The following is a 16,498-nucleotide window of genomic DNA, read 5'->3' as shown; positions in this document are numbered from 1 at the left end:
GAACGGCACGCCCGTCCACCGGGAGTGGACGAACGTGCCGTCGGTTGCGCCGGATCGGGCCGGGGATGCGACGGGGGAGTGCGGTGAGCGGGGTCGAGTCGATCTTCCAGGCGTGCCGGCAGCGGGGGCGGGGGGCGCTGATCGGGTACCTCCCCGCGGGCTACCCGACCGTGGACGCCTCGGTGGAGCTGCTGAACGCGCTGGTCGAGGGCGGGTGCGACCTGCTGGAGATCGGCGTCCCGTACTCCGACCCCGTGATGGACGGGCCCACGATCCAGGCCGCCGCCGAGACCGCGCTGCGGGCCGGCACGCGGCTGCGCGACGTGCTGTCGGTGGTGGAGCGGGTGTCGGCGGCAGGCGGGCGCGCGGTGGTCATGACCTACTTCAACCCGATCCTGCGCTACGGGGTGGACGCGTTCGCCCGTGACCTCGCCTCGGCGGGCGGCATGGGCCTGATCACCCCGGACCTCATCCCCGACGAGGCCGACGAGTGGCTGGCCGCCTCCGACGCCCACGACCTGGACCGGACCTTCCTGGTGGCGCCCTCCTCCACCGACGAACGCATCGCCTCCACCGCGGCCGCCAGCCGCGGGTTCCTCTACGCCACCTCCACGATGGGCGTCACGGGCGCCCGGGACACGGTGGCCGGAGCGGCACCGCAGATCGTGGCGCGCTGCCGCCCGCACACGTCGCTGCCGATCGGGGTGGGCCTGGGCGTGCGGTCCGGGGCGCAGGCGGCCGAGGTGGCGGCGTTCGCCGACGGCGTGATCGTCGGGTCCGCGTTCGTCACGGCCGTGGAGAGCGGCGGCGCCGACGCCGTCCGTTCCCTGGCCGCGGAGCTGGCGGCAGGCGTCGCGAGCGCGGGCCTGCCCGCCCCACAACCCGCCTGACGCCGCTCGCACACAGGTTGCACGGGTCGCGCACAGGTCCGGCCCTGTGTGCGGGCCCCGCAGGGTGTGTGCGAGGTCGGCGGTGGAGCGGGAGGCGGGCCCAGCGCCCACCGCGGTCCCAGGGGCTGTCGGGGGTGCGCGCTACCGTGGCCTCGTGAGCCCCACCGTCACCACCATCCTGGCCGCGATCCCGAGCCCCGACCGGGGTGTGTGGATGCTCGGTCCGATCCCGATCCGGGCGTACGCGCTGTGCATCATCGCCGGCATCGTCGTGGCGGTCGTGTGGAGCGAGCGGCGGTTCGTCGCGCGCGGGGGGGAGGCCGGGGTCGTCACCGACGTCGCGGTGTTCGCGGTGCCCTTCGGGCTGGTCGGTGGCCGGCTCTACCACGTCGCCACCGACTGGCGCACCTACTTCGGGCCCGGCGGCAACCCGATCGAGGCGCTCTACATCTGGCAGGGCGGGCTCGGGATCTGGGGCGCGGTCATGCTCGGCGCGGTGGGCGCGTGGATCGGCTGCCGCCGCCGCGGGGTGCCGCTGCCGTTCTTCGCCGACGCCGTCGCGCCGGGCATCGTCGTCGCGCAGGCGATCGGGCGGCTGGGGAACTGGTTCAACCAGGAGCTCTACGGCCGCCCCACCGACCTGCCGTGGGGGCTGGAGATCTACGACCGGGTGGACCCGGTCACCGGCGCGCCGGACCCGCTGAACGGGGTCGCGGTCGACCTGACGCCGATCGCCGTCGTGCACCCCACCTTCCTGTACGAGCTGTTGTGGAACCTGGGCGTCGCCGCGCTGGTGGTGTGGGCCGACCGGCGGTTCCGGCTCGGCCACGGCCGCGCGTTCGCGCTGTACGTCGCGGGCTACTGCGCGGGCCGGTTCTGGATCGAGCTGATGCGCGACGACCCGGCCACCACGGTGTTCGGCGACGTCCGGATCAACACGGTCGTCTCCGCGGTCGTCTTCGTGGGTGCCGTGCTGTACCTGGTGCTGATGCGCAAGCCCCGGGAGGTGCTCTCCCCGCCCGCAGCCGAGGCGGGCGCCACCACCACCACCGACGACGCCGAACCGGACGCGGACGCCCCGCAGCAGGACGCCCATGCCGACACCCCCGCCGAGCGGGGCCCCTGAGGATGGCGTTCGCCGGCTTCGGCGAGGACGCCGTCGAGTTCTACGACGGCCTCGTCGCCGACAACTCGAAGGCCTACTGGACCGACCGCAAGGGCGTCTACGAGCGCGACGTCCGCGACCCGATGCGCGCGCTGCTGGCCGACTGCGAGGCCGAGTTCGGGGCGGGCAAGATCTTCCGCCCGTACCGCGACGTGCGGTTCTCCAACGACAAGACGCCCTACAAGACCCACTGCGGAGCCACGGTCGGCGGCTTCTACGTGCAGGTCGGCGGCGACGGTCTGATGGCCGCGGGCGGGCACTACCAGATGGCCTCCGACCAGGTGGCCCGCTTCCGCACCGCCGTCGACGACGAGCGCCGCGGCGCCGATCTCGCCGACCGCGTCGCGGCGCTGGAGGCGGCCGGCATCCGCGTGGCGGGGGAGCGGCTCAAGACCCGCCCGCGCGGCGTCGACCCCGAACACCCCCGGCTGGAGCTGCTGCGGCACAGGTCGCTGTACGGGTGGCGGCAGTGGCCCCCCGACGACGCGCTGCACGGGCCCGAGTGCCTCGACCGCGTCGTCACCACCTGGCGCGCGCTGCGGCCGCTGACGGAGTGGCTCGCCGACCATGTCGGCGTGAGCGAGCAGCCCCGCCGCTAGGCCCGAATGTTCACCACGTGTGCTTCCTGATCGTTCCAGAGAACGGTCTAGACTCTGTTCCCGTGACCCGTCGCACCAAGATCGTCTGCACCATCGGGCCCGCCACCGCGACCCAGGACCGCATCCGCGAGCTCGTGCAGGCCGGGATGGACGTCGCCCGGCTGAACTTCAGCCACGGCAGCCGCGAGGACCACAAGAACGTCTACGAGATGGTCCGGCACGCCGCCGACGCCGAGGGGCGCGCGGTGGGCATCCTGGCCGACCTGCAGGGTCCCAAGATCCGTCTCGGGCGGTTCGCGGCGGGTCCGACGGAATGGCGCACCGGCGAGGAGGTGCGGATCACCGTCGAGGACGTGGCCGGCACCCACGACCGCGTGTCCACCACCTACAAGGGCCTGGCCGCCGACGCCCGCGAGGGTGACCGGCTGCTGGTCGACGACGGCAAGGTCGGCCTGCGCGTGGTGAGGGTCGAGGGCCTCGACGTGGTCTGCCGGGTCACCGAGGGCGGCCCGGTCAGCGACAACAAGGGCCTCTCGCTGCCCGGCATGAACGTGTCGGTGCCGGCGCTGTCGGAGAAGGACATCGCCGACCTGGAGTTCGCGCTCGACCTCCGCGTCGACGTCATCGCGCTCTCGTTCGTCCGCAGTCCCGCCGACATCGACCTCGTCCACAAGATCATGGACGCCCGCGGCGCCCGGCTCCCGGTGATCGCGAAGCTGGAGAAGCCCGAGGCCGTCGACAACCTCGAGGCCATCGTGCTCGCGTTCGACGGCGTGATGGTGGCCCGCGGCGACCTAGGCGTCGAGCTGCCGCTCGAACACGTGCCGCTGGTGCAGAAGCGCGCCATCCAGATCGCGCGGGAGAACGCGAAGCCGGTGATCGTGGCGACCCAGATGCTGGAGTCGATGATCACCAACTCGCGCCCGACGCGGGCGGAGGCCTCCGACGTGGCCAATGCGGTGCTCGACGGCGCCGACGCGGTGATGCTGTCCGGCGAGACCGGGGTGGGTCGCTACCCGATCAAGACGGTGCGCACGATGGCGCAGATCGTCGAGGCCGTCGAGGACGGGCCGGTGAGCGTCCCGCCGCTCAACCACGTGCCCCGCACCAAGCGCGGGGTGCTGTCCTACGCCGCGCGCGACATCGGTGAGCGGCTCTCGGCGCGCGCGATCGTCGCGTTCTCGCAGTCCGGTGACACGGTGCGGCGGCTGTCCCGGCTGCACACCCGCCTCCCGCTGCTGGCCTTCACCCCGACGCCCGAGGTGCGCAGCCAGCTCGCGATGAGCTGGGGCGTGGAGACCTTCCTCGTCGACTTCGTGGATTCCACCGACGCCATGGTGCGCCAGGTCGACCACGCGATGCTCTCGATCGAGCGCTTCCAGCCCGGCGACCTCGTCGTGATCGTCGCCGGGTCGCCGCCCGGCACCGCCGGCTCCACCAACCTCATCCGGGTGCACCGCCTGGGCGAGGAGGACATGGGCTGAGCAACCGAGCCGGCGGCCACCGGCCACCGCGGGACCGCCGCCCGCCGCAGCCCTGACAGGATGCACCGGTGAGCACCTCCACGACACCCGAGAAGCCCGCGCCGCAGACCGCGGCCGACGGGATGCCGCGCGGCCAGGCCGTCCTGGACGGGCTGGTGCGGCTGCTCGACCTGGAGCAGCTCGAGGTCAACCTGTTCCGTGGCGTGAGCCCGCCGCAGAGCCCGACCCGGGTGTTCGGCGGGCAGGTGGCGGGGCAGGCGCTGGTCGCGGCCGGGCGCACGGTGCCCACCGACCGCGAGGTGCACTCGCTGCACGCCTACTTCATCCGCCCCGGCGACCCGACCGTGCCGATCGTCTACGAGGCCGAGCGCGTGCGCGACGGCCGCTCGTTCACGACCCGGCGGGTGCTGGCGATCCAGCACGGTGAGGCGATCTTCTCGCTGTCGGCGTCGTTCCAGCTGCCGCAGCAGGGACTCGAGCACACCGAGCCCGGACCGCAGGACGTGCCGGGCCCGCTGACGCTGCCCGACCTCGGCGAGCGCGTCGCCGCCGGCCGGGGCGCGGGGTGGATGAGCGAGATCCCGCGCCCGCTCGACATCCGCTTCGTCGACGAGCCGGTGTGGTCGCAGGATCGCACGGAGGCCTCCGAGGGCCCGACCCGGCTGTGGATCCGCGCCGACGGCTCCCTGCCCGACGACAAGCTGCTGCACGTCTGCCTGCTCACCTACGCCAGCGACCTCGCCCTGCTCGGCTCCGTGCTCGCCCGCCACGACCGGCCGGAGAAGCCGATGCAGCTCGCGAGCCTGGACCACGCGATGTGGTTCCACCGGCCCTTCCGTGCCGACGACTGGCTGCTCTACACCTGCTACTCGCCCACGGCGTCCGGCTCGCGCGGTCTCGCGACCGGCCGGTTCACCGCAGAGGACGGCACGCTGGTGGCGACGACCGTGCAGGAGGGCCTGGTCCGCGTTCCCCGAGCCTGAGGTAGCACTTGTGCTACCTTTCGGGCATGACTGAGGTGGGGCTGCGGGAGCTGCGCCAGCACGCCTCCGAGCTGGTCCGTCGCGTCGAGGCGGGCGAGGAGGTGACCATCACGGTCGCCGGAAGACCCAGCGCCCGGATGGTGCCGATCGCGCCGCAGACCTGGCGCAGCTACTCCGACGTCGCGGAGGTGTTCCGGGGTCCGGCCGACGCCGCGTGGGCCGCCGATCGGGAGCGTATCGACGACGCGGTCCGGGATCCGTGGACGCCCGCGTGAGAGCGGTTCTGGACACCAATCTCGTCGTCGCCACCGATGTACCGCCGCTGGCGGGCGAGCTGGCGATCAGCGTGGCCACCATCGCCGAGCTGCACTTCGGCGTGCTCGTCGCCCGTGAGCAGGGGGTGCGGGCTGAACGGCTCCGCCGGCTCAGCGTCCTGCAACGGACCTTCGACCCGCTGCCCGTCGACGACGCGGTGGCCGCCAGCTACGGGCAGCTCGCCGCCGCCGTGGTGGCGGCGGGCCGGCAACCCCGCGCCCGCACGATGGATCTCCTGATCGCCGCGACCGCCCACGCCCACTCGGCGCGCCTGTACACCCGAAACGTCGACGACTTCGTCGGCCTCGCGGATCTGGTGGACGTCGTCGCGTTCTGAAGAAGCGCCCACCAGTAGACCCCGCACCTCCGAGGAGATCCGAGTGAACGTCGAGAAGCCTGCCGACCTGGCGTCGGTCGTCGCCGGGATCGGCGCGGCCGTGGCCGACCCGCAGCGTGGGAAGCCGGTGTTCCGGGCCACCGGCTCGGGGGGCGACGGCGTGCGCTCCGAGATCCGCATCGGCCGCCACACGCTGGTGGTCGACGAGGGACCCGCGCTCGGGGGTGCGGGCGCGGGGGCCAACCCCGTCGAGCACGCGCTGGCCGCGCTGCTGTCCTGTCAGGTGGTCACGTTCCGTTTGTGGGCGGCGAAGCTGGGCATCCCGCTCGACGACATCGTGCTGGACGCCGAGGGCGACTTCGACGTCCGCGGCTTCCTCGGTCTCGACGACGCCGTACGGCCCGGGTTCGGGGAGGTGCGGGTCAGGGTGACGCTGTCGGGGCCCGCGGATCCGCAGCGCTATCGCGAGCTCGCCGACGCCGTCGACACGCACTGCCCGGTGCTCGACCTGTTCCGCCACACGACTCCCGTGACCACCGAGCTGGTCACGGCACCGAGCTGTCAGCCCCGGTAGGCGTCGGAGCGGTGCCGGACCGCGGTGACCTCGACGATCCCGCCGGCGTCGTCGATGCGGTACAGAATGCGGTAGCTGCCGCGGCGGGCCGTCCAGGCCGGCGCCATCGGCGGGTTGAGCGGCGTGCCGACGCGGTGCGGGTCGTCGAGCAGCGGCCCGGTGATGAACTCGTAGGCGGCCGAGGTGACCTTGTCGGGCAGGGTCTCGGCGAGGGCTCGGGTGGCCGAACGGGCGATGCGCAGGCGGTACGCGGACTCACCGAGCGAGACGTCCGGCGTCACGCATCGCGTGTGCGAGCTGGTCGGCGTCGAGGTAGTCGCCGTCCTCGATCGCCTCTCGGCCCTCGCGGTGTGCGGTCAGCAGCGCGGGATCGGACAAGACCGTGATCGTCTCCTGGAGGGAGGTCGATCGGGGTGGGGCAGGATGGGCGGATGAGCGATCGCAGTTGGGGATTCCGCACGCGCGCCGTGCACGCCGGGCACGTGCCCGACTCCGCGACCGGGGCGCGGGCGGTGCCGATCTACCAGTCCACGAGCTTCGTGTTCGAGGACACGACCGACGCCGCGAGCCTGTTCGCGCTGCAGAAGTACGGGCTGATCTACAGCCGGATCGCCAACCCCACGGTGTCGGTGTTGGAGGAGCGCCTCGCGAGCCTGGAGGGCGGGATCGGCGCCGTCGCGACGGCGAGCGGGCAGGCCGCGGAGTTCCTGACCTTCGCCGCGCTCGCCGGGGCGGGTGACCACATCGTCGCGGCGGCCGGGCTGTACGGGGGCACGATCACCCAGCTCGACGTGACGCTGCGCCGCTTCGGCGTCGACACGACGTTCGTGCCCGGGGGCGACCCGGCCTCCTTCGCCGCGGCGATCCGTCCCGAGACGAAGCTGGTGTTCGCGGAGGTCGTGTCCAACCCCGGGGGAGAGGTGGCCGATCTCGCGGGGCTGGCCGACGTCGCGCACGCCGCGGGGCTGCCGCTCGTCGTCGACGCCACGATGGCCACGCCGTACCTGTGCCGACCGATCGAGCACGGCGCCGACATCGTGATCCACAGCGCCACCAAGTTCCTGGGCGGGCACGGCACCACGCTGGGCGGCGTGGTGATCGAGTCCGGCCGCTTCGACTGGGGCAACGGCAACTTCCCGCAGATGACCGAGCCGATCCCGTCCTACGGCGGGCTGAACTGGTGGGGCAACTTCCAGGAGTTCGGCTTCCTCACCAAGCTGCGCGCCGAGCAGTTGCGCGACGTGGGCGCCACCCTCGCCGCACACTCCGCGTTCCTGCTGCTCCAGGGCGTGGAGACGCTGCCGCAGCGGATGGAGGCGCACGTGGCGAACGCCCGCGCGGTGGCCGAGTGGCTGCACGCCGACCCGCGCGTGTCCTACGTCCGCTGGGCCGGGCTGCCCGACCACCCGCACCACGACCGTGCCGCCCGCTACCTGCCCAAGGGGCCGGGTGCGGTGTTCGCGTTCGGCGTCGCGGGCGGGCGTGAGGCCGGCCAGCGGTTCATCGAGTCGGTGCAGCTGTGCAGCCATCTGGCCAACATCGGCGACGCCCGCACACTGGTGATCCACCCCGGCTCCACCACACACCAGCAGCTCACCGACGACCAGCTCCGCGACGCCGGCGTGCCGCCGGACCTGGTGCGGATCAGCGTCGGGCTGGAGGATCCCGAGGACATCCTGTGGGACCTGGACCAGGCCCTCGCGGCGGCCGCGAAGGAGCAGGCATGACCTGGGAGAACCCGTCCGCCACCCGGCGGCAGCAGATCCTGCGCGCCACCCGCACCGTCGCCGTCGTCGGGGCGTCGCCGAACCCGGCGCGGGCCAGCAACTTCGTGGCCACCTACCTGCTGGCGAGCACCGGCTACGACGTGTACTTCGTCAACCCGAACGTCACGGAGATCCTCGGCCGCCCGGTGCACAAGACGCTGGCCGACCTGCCCGTGGTGCCCGATCTCGTCGACGTGTTCCGCCGCCGTGAGGACCTCGACGGCGTGCTCGACGAGGTGCTCGCCCTGGACGGAGTACGCACCTTCTGGACGCAGTTCGGCCTGCTCGACGAGGCCGTGGCCCGCCGCGCCGAGGCGGCCGGGCTGGAGGTCGTGATGGACCGCTGCCTCAAGGTGGAGCACGCCCGGTTCCACGGCGGCCTGCACATCGCCGGCTTCGACACCGGGGTGATCAGCTCCCGGCGACGGGGCCGCTGACGGCGTCCGCCAGCAGCTCCGTCACTGTCCGCGGGACGACACCGGTGCCGTCGAACCGATGGCCGAAGACGGTGTAGGCCCAGATCTCGGGCACGACCAGCTCGCCGACCGGGCCGGGGTGGCGCGCCCGGGCCCGGGACGAGGCGAGGCCGAGCCCGCAGGGTGGCCGCGACCCCGTCCATGGCGGGGATCCAGCTCGGCACCAGGTCATCAGGTAGCCGGGCCGGAAGAACAGCTCGCAGCCGGTGAACACGCGGCGTCCTGCTCGTGCCAGCCCATCCCGGCGCCGGTGCGGAACGACTCGGTGATCCGCGGCTCGGCCTTGAGCGCACCCAGCGCCAGCACGAACGCGCCCGGCAGGTACACCGGCCCGGCGGGGTCGGTGAACGCGAACACCTCCTCCGGGGTCATCGACCACCGATCGGTCCCGCGTCGTACTCGAACGCCCTGAACTGTTCGGGCCTACTGCGCGCTACGGCCGGAGTGGTTCAGGACCCTCCTAGCCAGGGAACTGGATGACGGTGCGCAGCAGCCAGAAGAACGGCGCCGCGACGAGCACGACCACCCAGAACGGCCACGCGTGCCTGCGGACCACGACCCAGGTGACCGTGGCCGCGAGCAGCCCGATCAGCGCGCACGACAGCAGGAGCCGGATTATGCCGCCGACGCCGGGCGGCGGGCCGGACACCACGACGACCAGGACGACGAGCACCGCCGCCCACACCGCAGAGGCAGCCAGCGGCGGGCCGAACCCGGTGCGGTCGCCTGCCGCTCCGACCGGCGGGTGCTTCTCGGCCGGTGGGTAAGGCGGTGGGCCGGGCATCGGGGTGTGCGGGGCCGGTTCGGGGTGCGGGACGTAGCCCGGGGCGCCCATCCATGATGGTCGCGGGGGGTCGTCACCCGCGGGGTTCGGACGGACCACGCCTTCGATCGTAGCGGGCGTGTCGAGGCCGGCGCCGGTGCTTCGGGCGGACGCCGGCCCCGCGTCCACCGCCGGGGAGGGCGACCGTGACAGCTGTCATCACCGAATCGTGTCAGCGGTCCTGGTAGCGGGCCGCGCCGACTGCGAGCATTGTACCCGGTCCGGATGTGGAGCGACACGACGTCTCTCGGTAGGAATCGCAGAACGTATGGCGGCCTCCGGGTCTGGACAGCGGCAGTGGGTCGGAAATGCTGAGAAACGCTGGGGGTATCGTGGCGGCATCGATCGAATCGCCTCATGCAGAGATCGGTCCCGCCGGTTCTGATCGACATCTCGACCTTTCTGTCGTCCGTCCGCGACTCCGCCATGACGTGGTTTTCGCCGAGAGCATGGACGGCGCATTCATACGGCACGCGGACGACGGTTTCGTACTGAAGGGAAAGTCCGCATACCGGTGGATCTCGGCGTTGAGCCCACATTTGACCGGCGAGCACACGCTCGGCGAGCTCTGCACCGGACTGCCTCCGGAACAACGCGCGACCATCACGCACCTGATCGAGATGCTGATGGATCGCGGCTTCGTCCGGGATCGTGCGGGTGCCGGGGAGGTGGATCTCGACGACGCCGTTCGGGTCCGGTTCGCTCCACAGCTGAACTTCGTCGAGCACTACGTCGATGACGCCGCCGGTCGGTTCACCGCGTTCCGGGAGACCACGATGGTGGTGATGGGTGACGGCCCGGTTGCCCGATCGGCCGCGCTGTGCTCGCTGCGCAACGGGGTCCGGACACTGCACCTGGTCGACGCGGGCGCTTCGCTCGCCGGTGAGGTCGAGGGATGTGCGGCCGAGCTCCGGTCGTCCGGCCTGCCCTCCGAGGTCCGGGCGGGCATGCCACCGGATGCGGCCGACGTGGTGATCGCCGCGGTCGCGGAGCTCGGCCCGACCCGGTTCGGGGGCCTCGTGGCCGACCTTCCGGACGGCACCGTGCTGCTGCCGGTCCTGGAGGCGGCGGGCTGCGCGTTCGTCGGCCCCGCGACCCGGCGGACCGGCCAGCCGTGCTGGACCTGCATGCTGCTCCGGCTGGAGGTCAACCTCCCCGCTCGCGCCGCGGCGAACGTGTGGCGCGGCCTCGCCCGTGGGGCCGACCCGTCACCGTCCACCCGCATGAGCACGCCGGTGGCACGGATGCTCGGCACCACGTTGGCGTTCGATGCGTTTCGCATCCGTACCGCATGTGCGCCTGCCGAGACCGACTCGTCGGTCCTGGTCGTCGACCTGGACACGCTCACCTCGACGCGTGAACGGCTCCTGCCGCACCCGGCCTGCCCGGCGTGCGGTGGCCGTGAGCCGATCGACGTCGATCCCGGTGTCGACCATCCCATCGACGCGGAGCTGTCCGAACGTGAGGTGCACGATCGCTACTGGTCGCACGTCGCCCCGTATGTCGGGGTCTTCTCGGGATTCCATGACGACGACCTCAAGCAATCACCGCTGAAGACGGCTCGGATCCGGCTCGGCTCGGCCGATCGCGACGCCGGCGACGGGATCGAGATCACGGCCTTCGACGTGACCAGCGTCCTGGCCGCCCGCAACCGTGCGTTCCGGGTTGCTGCCACGGTATACGCCGACGTCGTCGGCGGGAGAGGCCCAGGCAGAGGCTCTGTCGAGTCGAGCCGTGGGATCGGAGCCGTCGCCCCGCCGGAGTCGATCTCGACGTGGACGGGGTTGCCGGTACCGGCCGATCACGATCTGGCGTGGACGACGGCATCCGCGGTGCTCGACGGAACCGAGTGGCTGGTGCCCACGGCGGCCGTCCGCCGATCCGCGATGGTCGAGGACCCGCTCTTCGAGCGGCTGGCCGTCGGCGCAGGAGCCGGCACGACGATGGCCGAGGCCGTCGATGAGGGCCTTCGGTCGGTGTTCGCCCACCGCGCGCTGTCGCGGGCACTGGCCGGCGTGCCGGCCACCGAGGCAGCCCCGGAACTGCTCGCGTCCGATCCCGAAGTTGCGCTGCTGTACCGGGTGGCGCGGCACCTGGGCTTCTCCGTGCAGGTGCTGAGACTCCCTGCCGACGGCCTCGCGGAGGTCGTGCTCGCCACCGCTCGCCCGGACGCGGCCGGTCCTGTCACCGGCAGCGCCGACGGCCGTGCCGTCTGGCTGGTGCGGGCGGGATGGTCCCTCGAGCAGGCCGCAGGAACGGCCCTTCGGGACGTGGTCGGCCGGCTGCAGCTGGGCGTCGGCTCCGCGGTCGACCTGGGTGATCTCCTCGTCGCGGATGCCGCGCCCGACGTCATCCGGGTGGCGACGGCTCCGCACCGGGCTGAGTCGTCGCCCGTGCGGTGGCCGGACCGCGCCGGTCTGATCGGCGTCGAGCCACTTGTGGTCGACACGACGCCACCTGATCTCCGGACGATTCTTCGAACCGTTCGAGTAGTACTCCACAGCCGAGAAAGGACGTGATCGTGATGGTCGCACAGACCCTGGTCGGAGATCTGCGTGAGCTCGAGAGCGAGACCTTCGAGATCGCCGACATTGCCGAGCTCACCGATGACTTCGCGGGAACCTGCAGCACGAGCTGTTGCAGCTGCAGCACGTCGAGCACCTGCGCCTGCAGCAGCAGCTGCGGCAGTTCGAGCAGCACGACGAGCTGCAGCACCGGCAGTACGAGCAGCTGCACCTGACGCCCCGGAAGGGAATGGATCGATCATGCCGACCAACCTGCACGGTGCGCTGCTGCAGCTGGAGTGCGAAACGTTCGAGGTCGTGGACATCCAACAATCGGTCGAGATGATGGACGCGACATCGAGCAGTTCCAGTTGCTCCAGTTGTTGCAGTTGCAGCACGTCGAGTACGTGCGGCACGACGTCGTCGAGCTGCAGCAGCACGAGCAGCTGCACGTAATTTCGTCAACCACGCGATGGAGGAGACAATCATGGCAACGGATCTGCGCGGTGATCTGCTTCAGCTGGAAGGCGAGACGTTCGAGGTATCCGACCTCGTGCAGTCCGCCGAGATGATGGATGCCACGTCGAGCAGTTGTAGCTGCTCCAGTTGTTGCAGCTGCAGCACGTCGAGCTGCTGCGGAACGACTTCTTCCAGCTGCAGCAGTACCAGCAGCTGTGCCTGAGTCGCACTGTGCCGAACGGACCTGACCGTACCTCAAGCCGGCCGACGGTCGGCCGGCCCAGCCCAAGGATGTGGAAGAAATGGCGTTCGTCCTCAGCCGCGAGATCCTCGAACTCGAGAGCGAGACGTTCGAGATCACCGACCTTGCCGACTTCACCGACGATCTGGCCGGCAGCACCAGTTGTTGCAGTTGCAGCTGCTCGAGCTGCTGTGCCACCAGTAGTTGCAGCTGTTCCAGTACGACGAGCTGCAGCTGCTCGGCGATCTCCAGTTCGAGCAGCTGACCGCTCCTCGGTCCGGTCGTGGTCGTCGTCTCCGGTGCTTGGTTCGAAGGACGGGTAGCTCATGAACGTCGATGCTGTGCATGCTGATCCGGCGGTGGTCGACTCCGCACGTGCGGCGAGGAAGATCGGCGCGCGCATCCCGGACTGCGACGTGGACGTCCGCGTGCTGGGCCTGCGTGACGCCCTGTCCGCGCACCACCCCGGTCGATCCGGCGAACGGGAGACGGTGCCGGATCGACTGACGGTCCCCGTCCAGCTGACGGGGAATGCTGCCGTGGTCGGGCCGGTGACGGGTCGGGGAAGGCAGGGGAGTCCCTGCCGGGACTGCCTGGCACGCCGGTGGCAGGCGCTTCGACCGAACGAGGAGCGCGCCGTTCTGGAGGGGCACTCGCGCGAGGTCCGGTGCACGGCAGCCATTCCCTACCTCTCCGACTACGCCATCGACGTCATTGCCGATCTGGTGGCCGCTGCGTCGGCCCGTGACGACCGGCCCGTGAAGGACGGTCACGGGTGGGTGTGGACGATCGCGTTGGACACCTTGCGGGTGACGCGCCTTCCGCTGGTGGCGGACCCGACCTGCCCGACGTGTGCCGGTCCGCAGCCGGTGCAGGACGGATCGCTGCGACTGGAGAGCCGGCGGAAATCCGGTGTGGACGACTTCCGGATCCGCTCGGTCGCCGACTACGCCTTCGATGCCGAGGCCTACGGAAATCCGGTGTGTGGTGCACTCGGCCCCGGAGCGTATCCCGCTTTCGAGAGCCCGACGACCTCTCCGGTGACCGGTGTGATGCGGATGCGCGGGGTGTTCGGGTACCACGAGTTCTTCTGGAGCGGGCACGCCGATCGCTTCGACGACAGCCGCTCACTGGCGATCCTCGAGGGGCTGGAACGGTACGCCGGCCTCCGGCCGCGAGGCCCGGAGAACCAGGTGATCGATTCCTTCGCGAACCTCGGCGAGGTCGCCCTCGATCCACGGAACTGCGGGGTCTACTCCGACGACTACTACTCCGACCGGTCCTACCACCGCCGGTTCGACGAGCAGAAGCCGATGCGCTGGGTATGGGGCCACTCCCTGCGGGACGAGCGGCCCGTTCTGTTGCCCGAACAGATCGTCTACTACGGGAGCGGGATCCTCGGCGGCCACGAGACGTTCGTGATGGAGTGCTCCAACGGATGCGCCACCGGTAGCTGTCCGGAGGAGGCCGTCTTCTTCGGGCTCCTCGAGCTCATCGAACGCGACGCCTTCCTGCTCTGCTGGTACGGGCGGGCGGGCCTGCCGGAGATCGACCCGGCGACCTGCATGTCGACCGACACCCGGATCATGATCGATCTGGTCGGGCACATGGGATACGACGTCCGGCTGTTCGACAACCGGATCGACCTGCCGATCCCGGTCGTCACCGCGGTCGCGGTGCGCCGCGACGGAGGGCTGGGAACCCTCTGTTTCGCTGCAGGCGCGAGCCTGGACCCGGAGGACGCCGTGCGCGCGGCCCTCTGCGAGGTGGCGTCCTACGTGCCCGACTTCGACCGGCGCACCGAGTCCGATCTCGCGGAGGCCCGAGCCATGGCCGGGGACTTCGGCAAGGTGCACGAGCTGCGCCATCACGCCCTGCTCTACGGGCTGCCCGAGATGCGACACCACGCCGACTTCCTGCTCGGGAACCAGGCCCCACCGCTGTCGATGGTGCAGACGTATGCGGGATGGGAGGCGCAGCGGCCACGCAACCTCGACCTGCTCGACGACGTCGCCTATCTGTCCGGGCTGCTGAGCGGTCGCGGATTCGACGTCATCGTGGTGGACCAGACCAGCCGGGAGCAGCGGGCGGAGGGCGTGTCGACCCACTGCGTCGTCGTTCCCGGTCTGCTGCCGATCGACTTCGGCTGGGACCGCCAGCGGGCCCGGCACATGAGCCGCACCCGGACGGCCTTCCGCGACGCGCCGCGCTGGGCGCGGGAGCTCGACGTGTCGGAGCTGCACTGCGCCCCTCACCCCTTCCCGTGATCCGGAGCCGTCGATGAGCGTCACAGCCGACTATGTGGAAGCGGTTCTGCGTCGAGCCAGAGAGCCGATGGAGCCGTCGGACTACTCGCCGAGGTGGGCGGACCGGCCCTACCGGACCAAGCTCTATCGCGGTGCCACCCGGATCCCGCTGCCGGAGCCGACGGCGCACCCGAGCACGGCGGACGAACCGTTCCCGGTCGGCGCGGGTCCTGCGTTCGACCTGGACTCCCTCTCGACGATGCTGCACCGCTCATACGGCCTGCACTCGCGCCGCATGCGGCTGACCGGGAACGAAGACAGTCCGGCGCTGATCTCGTTCGAGCATGCGTCGTGGGCGCGCGGGACGGCGTCCGGCGGCGGCCTCTACGCCGGGGAGGTCTACTGGGTGGCGGGCCCCAGCGGACCGTTGGCCCCGGGCGTCTACCACTACTCCCATCCTCACCACGCCCTGAACAGGCTCCTCGCCGGCGACGTCACCGACCAGGTGCGGGCGGCGGTCCCCGGTCTGGGAGCCGACCACTACCTGCTGGTCAGCGTGAAGATCTGGAAGAACTCGTTCAAGTACAACTCCTTCAGCTACCACGTCGTGACGATGGACGTCGGCACCCTCCTGGGTACCTGGGGGACCTGGGCAGGCGCGACCGGGCGCCGGATCGATGCGGCGATGTGGTTCGACGAGCCTGCGCTCAACGACCTGCTCGGACTCGACGGGACCGGGGAGAGCGTCCTCGCGGCCGTGCCGCTGAGCTGGGAGGGCGCATCCATGCCAGTGGCCGTGTCGACGGGTTCGCCCGGTGTGAGCGGGGGACCGTCGGGCGCGCGGGTTCGGCGGATCGAGACCGAACGGTCGAGGGATGTGGTCGGATTCCCGGCGGTGCAGGCCGTGCAGCGCGCCTGCCTGAACGACGCCGGCCCGGTCCCGACCGGGCCGTGCCTCGAAAGGGCGCTGCCCCGTCCCCGGTCGTCCGCCGACCCGGTCGCGGTGCCGGTACCGGATGGCGGGTCGCTCGACGTCGACGTCGAGCGATCCCTCTGTGGCCGACGTTCGAGCTTCGGCGCCTTCTCGGCCACTCCGGAGCTCCCCTCGGCCACGCTCGCGGGGGTTCTCGGGTATGCGGCTTCCAACGGTGGGCTGTCGACCGAGGCGACCGAAGGGGCCGGCCAGACACTCACCCGGTGCGTCGTCTTCGCCACCCATGTCGCGGGCCTCGTCGAGGGCACGTACGAGTACGTCGACCGCTCGTTCCGCGCTGTGGAGCACGGGGCCGTCGGCCGCTTCCTCCAGTGGAACTACTTTCTGAACAACTACAACCTCGAACAGGCGGCCGCGACGATCGCCGTGCTCGGACGGCCGCGGGCGGTGATCGAGGCGATCGGGGACCGCGGCTACCGCCTGCTCAACGCCGAGGTGGGCGCCGTGGCCCAGGCGGTGTACCTCGCCGCGGCCGCGGCCGACGTCGGTTGTGGGGCAGTGCTGGGCTTCGACAACGTCGCCATCGCCGAGCGGCTGGGACTGGCCGAATCCGACGAGTGGCCGATGCTCCTGATCATGATCGGGAACGAGCGCGTCGGCGCGCCTGAGTTCGATCTTCGGCTCGACTGAGGGAGACGATGA

Annotated in this window: 20 protein-coding genes and 1 pseudogene; 16 read left to right on the top strand and 5 right to left on the bottom strand. The window is 71.3% G+C overall.

What is annotated here, in order from left to right:
* Window positions 1-83 precede the first annotated feature (83 nt).
* From trpA to Q1K26_RS10355, 8 genes are all read left to right on the top strand, one after another.
* Complete coding sequence (trpA, locus tag Q1K26_RS10390) at window positions 84-890, top strand: tryptophan synthase subunit alpha (RefSeq protein WP_300009659.1); 807 nt, start codon at window positions 84-86, stop codon at window positions 888-890.
* Window positions 891-1,044: 154 nt separating this feature from the next.
* The gene (gene lgt / locus Q1K26_RS10385; RefSeq protein WP_300009656.1) at window positions 1,045-2,016 is read left to right on the top strand and encodes a prolipoprotein diacylglyceryl transferase; all 972 of its coding nucleotides are present in this window, start codon (window positions 1,045-1,047) and stop codon (window positions 2,014-2,016) included.
* Between the two features lie 2 nt (window positions 2,017-2,018).
* Window positions 2,019-2,654: a DUF2461 domain-containing protein gene (locus Q1K26_RS10380; protein ID WP_300009653.1), complete on the top strand. Its 636-nt coding sequence runs from the start codon at window positions 2,019-2,021 to the stop codon at window positions 2,652-2,654.
* Window positions 2,655-2,716: 62 nt separating this feature from the next.
* Window positions 2,717-4,138 (top strand): pyruvate kinase, encoded by a 1,422-nt coding sequence (pyk, locus tag Q1K26_RS10375; RefSeq protein WP_300009651.1) that lies wholly within the window; start codon window positions 2,717-2,719, stop codon window positions 4,136-4,138.
* A 122-nt stretch (window positions 4,139-4,260) separates the two neighbouring features.
* On the top strand, window positions 4,261-5,121 hold the full coding sequence (locus Q1K26_RS10370; RefSeq protein ID WP_300009785.1) for an acyl-CoA thioesterase II: 861 nt from the start codon (window positions 4,261-4,263) through the stop codon (window positions 5,119-5,121).
* A gap of 26 nt (window positions 5,122-5,147) precedes the next feature.
* Window positions 5,148-5,396 carry a type II toxin-antitoxin system prevent-host-death family antitoxin gene (locus Q1K26_RS10365; RefSeq protein WP_300009648.1) on the top strand — a complete coding sequence of 83 codons (249 nt, stop codon included), beginning with the start codon at window positions 5,148-5,150 and terminating at the stop codon, window positions 5,394-5,396.
* Complete coding sequence (locus tag Q1K26_RS10360; RefSeq protein ID WP_300009645.1) at window positions 5,393-5,773, top strand: type II toxin-antitoxin system VapC family toxin; 381 nt, start codon at window positions 5,393-5,395, stop codon at window positions 5,771-5,773. Before Q1K26_RS10365 ends, Q1K26_RS10360 begins: the two co-directional genes overlap by 4 nt.
* Window positions 5,774-5,816: 43 nt before the next feature.
* A complete protein-coding gene (locus tag Q1K26_RS10355) occupies window positions 5,817-6,347 on the top strand; it encodes an OsmC family protein (protein ID WP_300009642.1) in 531 nt (176 codons plus the stop codon).
* Here Q1K26_RS10355 and Q1K26_RS10350 read toward each other — a convergent pair.
* The gene (locus Q1K26_RS10350; protein ID WP_300009639.1) at window positions 6,335-6,628 is read right to left on the bottom strand and encodes a type II toxin-antitoxin system RelE/ParE family toxin; all 294 of its coding nucleotides are present in this window, start codon (window positions 6,626-6,628) and stop codon (window positions 6,335-6,337) included. The genes Q1K26_RS10355 and Q1K26_RS10350 overlap by 13 nt on opposite strands.
* The gene (locus Q1K26_RS10345) at window positions 6,603-6,725 is read right to left on the bottom strand and encodes a hypothetical protein (protein ID WP_300009636.1); all 123 of its coding nucleotides are present in this window, start codon (window positions 6,723-6,725) and stop codon (window positions 6,603-6,605) included. The genes Q1K26_RS10350 and Q1K26_RS10345 overlap by 26 nt, the downstream gene beginning before the upstream one ends.
* A gap of 53 nt (window positions 6,726-6,778) precedes the next feature.
* On the opposite strand from Q1K26_RS10345, the gene Q1K26_RS10340 reads away from it, so the two are divergent.
* The gene (locus tag Q1K26_RS10340; protein ID WP_300009633.1) at window positions 6,779-8,074 is read left to right on the top strand and encodes an O-acetylhomoserine aminocarboxypropyltransferase/cysteine synthase family protein; all 1,296 of its coding nucleotides are present in this window, start codon (window positions 6,779-6,781) and stop codon (window positions 8,072-8,074) included.
* On the top strand, window positions 8,071-8,550 hold the full coding sequence (locus Q1K26_RS10335; protein WP_300009630.1) for a CoA-binding protein: 480 nt from the start codon (window positions 8,071-8,073) through the stop codon (window positions 8,548-8,550). The genes Q1K26_RS10340 and Q1K26_RS10335 overlap by 4 nt, the downstream gene beginning before the upstream one ends.
* Here Q1K26_RS10335 and Q1K26_RS10330 read toward each other — a convergent pair.
* The 3 genes from Q1K26_RS10330 to Q1K26_RS10320 all read right to left on the bottom strand — a co-directional run bounded on the left by Q1K26_RS10330 (window position 8,525) and on the right by Q1K26_RS10320 (window position 9,472).
* A complete protein-coding gene (locus Q1K26_RS10330; RefSeq protein WP_300009627.1) occupies window positions 8,525-8,803 on the bottom strand; it encodes a hypothetical protein in 279 nt (92 codons plus the stop codon). The two genes, Q1K26_RS10335 and Q1K26_RS10330, sit on opposite strands and share 26 nt — an antisense overlap.
* A complete protein-coding gene (locus tag Q1K26_RS10325; RefSeq protein ID WP_300009624.1) occupies window positions 8,761-8,961 on the bottom strand; it encodes a hypothetical protein in 201 nt (66 codons plus the stop codon). Before Q1K26_RS10325 ends, Q1K26_RS10330 begins: the two co-directional genes overlap by 43 nt.
* A gap of 88 nt (window positions 8,962-9,049) precedes the next feature.
* Window positions 9,050-9,472 carry a hypothetical protein gene (locus tag Q1K26_RS10320; RefSeq protein ID WP_300009621.1) on the bottom strand — a complete coding sequence of 141 codons (423 nt, stop codon included), beginning with the start codon at window positions 9,470-9,472 and terminating at the stop codon, window positions 9,050-9,052.
* Window positions 9,473-9,939: 467 nt separating this feature from the next.
* Here Q1K26_RS10320 and Q1K26_RS10315 point away from each other — a divergent pair, with 467 nt between their 5' ends.
* From Q1K26_RS10315 to Q1K26_RS10300, 6 genes and pseudogenes are all read left to right on the top strand, one after another.
* Entirely contained in the window at window positions 9,940-11,931 is a 1,992-nt protein-coding gene (locus Q1K26_RS10315) for a TOMM precursor leader peptide-binding protein (RefSeq protein ID WP_300009619.1), read from the top strand.
* 5 nt (window positions 11,932-11,936) lie between these two features.
* On the top strand, window positions 11,937-12,152 hold the full coding sequence (locus Q1K26_RS10310) for a thiazolylpeptide-type bacteriocin (RefSeq protein ID WP_300009782.1): 216 nt from the start codon (window positions 11,937-11,939) through the stop codon (window positions 12,150-12,152).
* Window positions 12,153-12,677: 525 nt separating this feature from the next.
* Window positions 12,678-12,881, top strand: a complete 204-nt coding sequence (locus Q1K26_RS28735; protein ID WP_363320458.1) for a thiazolylpeptide-type bacteriocin — start codon at window positions 12,678-12,680, stop codon at window positions 12,879-12,881.
* A gap of 61 nt (window positions 12,882-12,942) precedes the next feature.
* Window positions 12,943-13,596 (top strand): annotated as a pseudogene (locus Q1K26_RS28730) (TOMM precursor leader peptide-binding protein); the annotation flags it as partial.
* A gap of 60 nt (window positions 13,597-13,656) precedes the next feature.
* Window positions 13,657-14,883 carry a YcaO-like family protein gene (locus Q1K26_RS10305; protein ID WP_300009614.1) on the top strand — a complete coding sequence of 409 codons (1,227 nt, stop codon included), beginning with the start codon at window positions 13,657-13,659 and terminating at the stop codon, window positions 14,881-14,883.
* Between the two features lie 13 nt (window positions 14,884-14,896).
* Window positions 14,897-16,486: a SagB family peptide dehydrogenase gene (locus Q1K26_RS10300; protein ID WP_300009611.1), complete on the top strand. Its 1,590-nt coding sequence runs from the start codon at window positions 14,897-14,899 to the stop codon at window positions 16,484-16,486.
* Window positions 16,487-16,498: the final 12 nt, after the last annotated feature.

It is taken from the genome of Pseudonocardia sp., from assembly GCF_029263155.1.
Taxonomy (GTDB): Bacteria; Actinomycetota; Actinomycetes; order Mycobacteriales; family Pseudonocardiaceae; genus Pseudonocardia.
Note: the sequence above shows the minus strand (reverse complement) of the source record. Positions and strands in the feature narration are given on the sequence as shown.